Origin of the sequence: Methanosphaera sp. BMS (assembly GCF_003268005.1) — an archaeon.
Classification (GTDB): Archaea; Methanobacteriota; Methanobacteria; order Methanobacteriales; family Methanobacteriaceae; genus Methanosphaera.
In genome coordinates this window covers 2,861,224-2,868,093 of sequence record NZ_CP014213.1, presented here as the reverse complement: position 1 = coordinate 2,868,093, position 6,870 = coordinate 2,861,224, and the positions used below count along the sequence as shown (strand labels likewise).

General features: G+C 33.2%; 6 protein-coding genes. 2 read left to right on the top strand and 4 right to left on the bottom strand.

Features of this window, described 5'->3' with window-relative positions; translation table 11 throughout:
- The first annotated feature begins 354 nt into the window (after positions 1-354).
- Entirely contained in the window at positions 355-1,590 is a 1,236-nt protein-coding gene (locus tag AW729_RS11070; protein WP_112125296.1) for a cysteine desulfurase family protein, read from the top strand.
- A gap of 52 nt (positions 1,591-1,642) precedes the next feature.
- A complete protein-coding gene (nifU, locus tag AW729_RS11065) occupies positions 1,643-2,026 on the top strand; it encodes a Fe-S cluster assembly scaffold protein NifU (RefSeq protein WP_112125197.1) in 384 nt (127 codons plus the stop codon).
- Between the two features lie 217 nt (positions 2,027-2,243).
- On the opposite strand, the gene AW729_RS11060 is transcribed toward nifU, so the two are convergent.
- The 4 genes from AW729_RS11060 to AW729_RS11045 form a co-directional block, all read right to left on the bottom strand.
- Positions 2,244-3,431, bottom strand: a complete 1,188-nt coding sequence (locus AW729_RS11060; RefSeq protein ID WP_112125196.1) for an NAD(P)/FAD-dependent oxidoreductase — start codon at positions 3,429-3,431, stop codon at positions 2,244-2,246.
- 145 nt (positions 3,432-3,576) lie between these two features.
- Complete coding sequence (locus tag AW729_RS11055) at positions 3,577-3,762, bottom strand: hypothetical protein (RefSeq protein ID WP_112125195.1); 186 nt, start codon at positions 3,760-3,762, stop codon at positions 3,577-3,579.
- A 12-nt stretch (positions 3,763-3,774) separates the two neighbouring features.
- Positions 3,775-5,181, bottom strand: coding sequence for a proline--tRNA ligase (gene proS, locus AW729_RS11050; RefSeq protein WP_112125194.1), 1,407 nt, complete (start codon positions 5,179-5,181; stop codon positions 3,775-3,777).
- A 357-nt stretch (positions 5,182-5,538) separates the two neighbouring features.
- Positions 5,539-6,582: an acyltransferase gene (locus tag AW729_RS11045; protein ID WP_112125193.1), complete on the bottom strand. Its 1,044-nt coding sequence runs from the start codon at positions 6,580-6,582 to the stop codon at positions 5,539-5,541.
- Positions 6,583-6,870 lie beyond the last annotated feature (288 nt).

Here is a 6,870-nt window from a genome sequence, read left to right as displayed (position 1 = left end):
TTCTATTTACTTTTTATTTTATAATTATAAATAGAGCTTATTTAATTATTATAATTTTTCAATTTTTGAGATAATATCCGATGGCATTTCTCTTTGAAAATTTTTCATTAATTTTATATGAATCCCATAAAAAAATATATTAACATTGTTATATTTATAATTTTTTAGGATATTTATAGATAGGATAGTTAAACATTCATTTTATATCTGAAAAAGGATTACCTATAAATACTACTTCAAAAAAATATAACATTGTGATATAACAATGTTATAATAAATTGATTAAAAGAAATTCAAACTATAAAAAAAATAATCATAAAAACAAAAGAGGTTAAAAAGATGTCCCAAAAACTAATATATATGGATAATTCAGCAACAAGCCCTGTAGACCAAAGAGTATTGGATGAAATGATACCATACTTCAACCAAAACTTTGGAAACGCATCAACACTATACACATTAGGAGTAGAAGCAAAAAAAGCAGTAGATAAGGCAAGACAACAAGTAGCAGACCTAATCAATGCAGATGTTGATGAAATAACATTTACCAGTGGCGGTTCAGAATCAGACAATATGGTAATAAAAGGAGTAGCACTAAAGGAAATTCAAAAAGCTACCGAAGACAATCCCAGAAACCATATAATCACTTCATCAGTCGAACATCCGGCAGTAATGGAAAGCTGTAAATTCCTGGAAAAATTTGGCTTTGAAGTAACATACCTACCTGTAGATGAAGACGGATTGATAAGCCTGGATGATCTTGAAAAATCAATAAAGGACAGTACAATCCTGATATCAATAATGCATTCAAACAATGAAATAGGAACAATACAGCCAACAAAAGAGATAGGACAAATAGCAAGAGAACACAATATAATATTCCATTCAGATGCCGTGCAAAGTGCCGGAAAGATACCGGTAGACGTGAAAGAACAGAACATCGATGTACTAAGCCTATCCGCACACAAAATAAACGGTCCAAAGGGTGTCGGTGCAATATACATTAAAAAAGGAATAAGATTTGAAGTACTGATACACGGAGGAGGACAGGAAAAAGGACTAAGGTCAGGTACGGAAAATGTAGCAGGAATCGTAGGACTTGGAAAAGCAGCGGAAATTGCAAAAGATGAACTTGACCAACGCATGAAACACAACCAGGAAATCAGAGATGCACTGATTGAAAAGGTAACCGCAGAAATCAAGGATTCATACGTTAACGGAAGCCTGGATAAAAGACTGCCTAACAATGTACACTTCAGATTCTCAGGTATTGAAGGAGAATCACTGATTCTAAGACTTGACAACAAGGGAATAAATGGGGCAACAGGTTCAGCATGTTCAACCCATGATTTGAAGGGATCACATGTACTGGCTGCAATAGGCATAAAACCCGCATTGTCACATGGATCACTAAGATTATCCATAGGACCAGAAAACAGCATAGAAGACGTTGATTATATAGTCGAATCACTAAAAGAAGTGGTGGCATACCTTAGAAACCTATCACCACTATGGGACAACAATACTGATACATACATAGGAGATAAATTTGAAAAAGAAGTAGATGAAGAGGATTTGGACAGATATTAAATAAAAATCAAACTTCAACGAAAATTAAAAAATCAAACCAAAGGTGAAATAAATGGAAGAATACAGCCAAAAAGTTAAAGATCACTATACAAATCCAAGAAACACTGGAGTAATAGAAAACCCTAGCGGAGAGGGAACTGTTGGAAACCCAGTATGTGGAGACATCATGACAATCTACATTGATGTGGATGAAGATGAAACCTTAAAGGAAGTTAAGTTCTCAACATTCGGATGTGGAGCAGCCATAGCAACAAGCAGCATGATTACCGAAATGGCAACGGGTATGAACATTGACGATGCATATAAAATCACAAGAAATGACGTTGCGGAAGAATTAGACGGACTTCCACCAATCAAGTTACACTGTTCCAACCTAGCGGCAGACGCACTTCAAGCTGCCATAGAAGATTACAAACGAAAGAAAGAAGACAAATAACAACTCCAAAAAAAAACACAATATAAACCATTAAAAAAGATAAAATATCATTAAAAAAACCATAAAATATTAAACTGCCAATAAATAAACACCAAAATATAAAACAAGTGATATATTCTATCAAAAATAAACCAAACGATAGAATATATCCAGATTTTCCCCTATTTATTCTAAAATCATTTTTCAAATGCAATTAAAGACAGGTTTGGATGAATGATTAAAACATCTTTCTTATCTGGAATATTGACTTAGGTGAAGCCTTAAGAATAACCTTAAGCAATAGTTTTACCGAAATCTCATCAAGATTCGTCTTTGACAATTCCTCGATGATACGGTTTAATGCTTCATCATCCAGGGTAACCAGGAAATCCTTAATCTTATTGAATTTGGAATATGTCTTGTTCAAGTTATTTTCCGTCAATTCATAGTATTCATTTAAAGATTCCTTAGAGCAATCACCATTTTTGATAGCTTTAGCAGCTACAGAGCCGGCATACATCCCCGAAAGCAATGCACCCCTAATACCGTCACCCGTTAATGGATCAACAAATCCCGCTGCATCACCAACAACCATAATATTATCCGCATAACGCTCCTTGACTATTCCACCCAGCGGGTCTCCACCCACATTCATCTCTACTGCCTGGGCGTTTTGTGTTTCCTTGTGACTTTTAACAAAATTGTTTAAAATATCATGTGCGGTATCATCCACATATGTCTTTAGGACCCCTAATCCCACATTGGCCACATCATCCGATTTTGGAAATATCCACACGTAACCGGCTGGTGCTACGCTTCCAATGAAGATGTCTATCTGATTTGGATTATCCTTGTCTATTCCAACCATCTCATACTGTACACATGAAGCCATGTCCTTCATAGGAGTGTTTGACTTTAATCCCAACTGTCTTGCAATATGGGATTCCGGCCCATCTGCGGCTATGATAATCTTTGCATGTATTTCTATGGGTTGACCCATACTGATGGCATTGACTATTAACATATCATCCATTCGTGCTACCGTTTTTGCCTGTGTTCTTAACATTACCCTTGTTCCATTTCTTATTGCATCCATGGCCATGTGCTTATCGAATACCTTTCTTTCCAGGATATAACCTGTATCAGGCAGTTTTTGAACATTATTGTCAAGTACCAGTTCATTTGAGTTCGGTGCAACCAATCGTATCGCATCTATTTTCTGGGCAATCCATCTTGGATTATATTCTATATTTGCTTCTTTTAATGTTCTTGTAATGATTCCCTCGGCACATCGTTTTGGCGCACCTATTTCAGCCTTTTTATCTATTAATAAAACATTAACTCCATTTTTTGAAGCTTCCCTGGCTGCCAGAGAACCTGCCGGTCCGGCACCAACTACAAGAACATCTGTTTCAAGGATAGTCATATTATCACGAAAAATATTTATTTATTCTATATTTTAATTATTTTTTCTTAACTTATATAATCTTTGATATGTTTTATTAAAAATAATCAGATTCTGTTTAAAAAAAATTGGGAGATTAGAATATTTGAGTATTTAATGGATGATTCTATTGTAATATACGTTTTTGTTTGTAAAGTATTGCCTCTACAACAAGCAGTAGCAATCCAATTACTCCAATAATCTTATCCGAAGTTTCTCCCAGTACAAGCAGGTATATTGCCGCTATCAGTATTACAATATCGGTTATTAACCATAGAATTCTTATTATCTTCAGCTTTTGCTTATCATCCATTCTTATCACTCATTAATATGTTTTTGAGATTAGTACCTTATATTGTGCAGGTTTTTGACAGTTAATACAATCACCTGAAACTTCAGCTTCCTGTGTTCCAAGTATGTCTATGTCAAATTGTTCCTCCATATCCTTTCCACAGTCAGTGTCTCCACACCAATTACAGGTTATAATTCCACCTTTCTTATTGATTGTCTTTTTAACCTGTTCAAGTTTTTCGACGGAGTATGTTTTTTCCTGTTGGAATTTGTTTGCGTTTTCCTTCATTTGTACTGTAATATCATCAAGTATTTCCTTTACGGTATCTGTGATAGTATTCTCATCATAGTCTATAAATTCCTTCTTACCGGTATCACGCCTGTTTATCACTATGGAATTGTTTTCAATGTCCCTTGGACCTACCTCTATTCTAAGAGGTACTCCGCGTTTTTCCCAGTAGTAATATTTATTACCCGGCCGTAAATCACGTTTATCCTGCTTTACCCTTATGCCATTATTTTCAAGAAGCTGTTCCAGTTTATTGGTAAAGTCCAGTACAATATCCTCTTTTTGCTTGAATATAATAGGTATGATTATTACCTGTTCTGGTGCAACTACAGGTGGTAGCTGCAAACCTTTTTCATCGCCGTGAGCTGCTATAAGCGATGCTATTACACGGTCGGATAATCCATAACAGGTTTGATGTGCATATTCATGTTCTCCTTCATCATTTTCAAATGTTATGTCAAAGGTTTTTGCAAATGTTGTGCCCAGGTTATGGACAGTACCGATTTGTAATGTTTTTCCGTCGGGCATAATCATATCAAATGCCATTGTATACTTGGAGCCAGGGAATTTATCCCATTCAGGACGTTTACTTATGGAGTAAGGTATACCCAGCTCGTCAAAGAACTCCCTGTATATTCTTATTCCTTCCTGCACTTCTTCTTCTGCTTCTTGTTCTGTTGCATGTACCGTGTGTGTTTCATTGAATGTTGTTATTTCACGTACCCTTATAAGTGGACGGGTATGCTTTGTTTCATACCGGAATGTGTTTACTGTCTGATAGACCTTTATTGGCAAATCCATGTGTGAACGTACCCATAGTGAAAACATCGGATACATTGATGTTTCACTTGTAGGTCTTAGTGCCAATTGTTCATTCAGTTCTCTTTTTCCACCTTTTGTTATCCAGTATACTTCTTCCTCAAATCCTTTTACATGTATTGCTTCTTTAGCAAGTTCACTTTCAGGTATGAGCATTGGAAATAGTACTTCCTCATGATCTTTATCCAATAGTTCCTGTAGTGCCTTTAAAGTATATTTTCTTATTTGAAATCCTCTTGGTAGCCATACACTCATACCCTTAATTGGGTAACGTGCATCCATTAGTTCTGCTTCTTCTAATATGTCATGAAACCACTGACTGAAATTCTTCATATATTCACCCGATAATAAGTTTATTATTGTTATGTGATTAAAAATTAGTTTTATCATTAAAAATTTAACTGCATAATATATATCTGTATGTATTTTAAAAATAATAAATTTTTTGCATAACTATATCTTCATTAAGTTAGCATTAACTGTGAGTGTTGAAAATGTGGTTGAAACTTCAATAATTTAACAATTTTCATATTAACATGACCTCAATAATCATCAACAATACATTCAATCCAAAAAGAGGGTAAACTTCTTTATAAAAATCTATCCATTAAAATTATTGCAAAAAATAAAAAAAAGAGAATTTGTACCAAAACTCAGCAATGAATATAATATTAGACATATCCCATATAATTATCTCATATATAAAAGGAATTTTCCAAATTTTGGTATTCTATATATTATTACTACTGCCACATAACTGAATATTATTAATAAAATCCATAATATTAATGCTTTTACAGGTTCTGTAAACGGTAAATCCACTATTAATGGTAATAAAGGTATTCTAAATAGGTTATGAATCAAAAATACTGCAAATGAATATTTTGATAAGAATTTTATTTCATCATAGAATTTTACACTGCCCATTCTTGAAACCAATTCAAATAATGCAAATGATCCGGTTAATATAAATGGGAATTCATACCATAATATGAAATTATAACCTTTAATATAAGCATAATACTGCATTAATAAACAAAATAGGAATGAAACTATGGTTAATATCCATAAGTATTTTGAAGATATCTTTTTGAACATTTCTTTTTTAACCAAGTATCCCAATATGATATAAACACCGTATATACCACCACTAAATCCAAGACAATATTGTAATGTAATATTATGAATTCCCTCCATGTCACATAATAATGATATGAACGGTATCAAAAATGCCAATATCGTAAATATTACTGTTGCCTGGAATATGGTTTGTTTATCAAAGCCCCCTACGGCTTTTGAAACAAATGGCATTGAAAGATACATTCCGATAATCATCGGCATATACCACATATGACTAAATAAAAGATTTCCTGCTTCCACTGTATTAACTTGTGCATATTTGTTTGATACAAAATACAATGAAACAGCATAAATAAGAGCCCATATAATGGTAACAATAATCAATGTTTTACAGTTCTTTGTCCAAAATTTTTTAACCTTTTCATCATCATAAACCCTATCCAACAATAAATACCCAGTTATCATTAAAAAGAAAGGTACTCCTATACGTCCTATGAACAATGAAGCAAATTGAAAAATTCTGGAAGCAAACGTCAAATTAAGAATTGCATCCGAGGATATGATATATATCCCATCTACAGAATGAATATATAATACTGTTAATATAGCAATAGCACGAACCAAGTCTATCCATTCAATTCTTGTTTTATTCATAAATGAAAAATCTCCATTATTTACAATTATACTATATATAATTGATTATAATAAATACTTTCTAGTCCTATATTTTGATAAGATGGAAATATGTAAGACCATAACATATACCTGAAAAAAATGAATCAGCCAGCATTTTTGAAAATAAGTTACTGTTAATAATGGATTTATTATCATCCCATAATTTAACTAGTTTTTAGGTTAACCGATTAGTAAAGTAGACAGTCACTTTAATGCAATATGATAAGTATTGGTTAATTATGAGGAATTCTTCACTTAATATTTAAA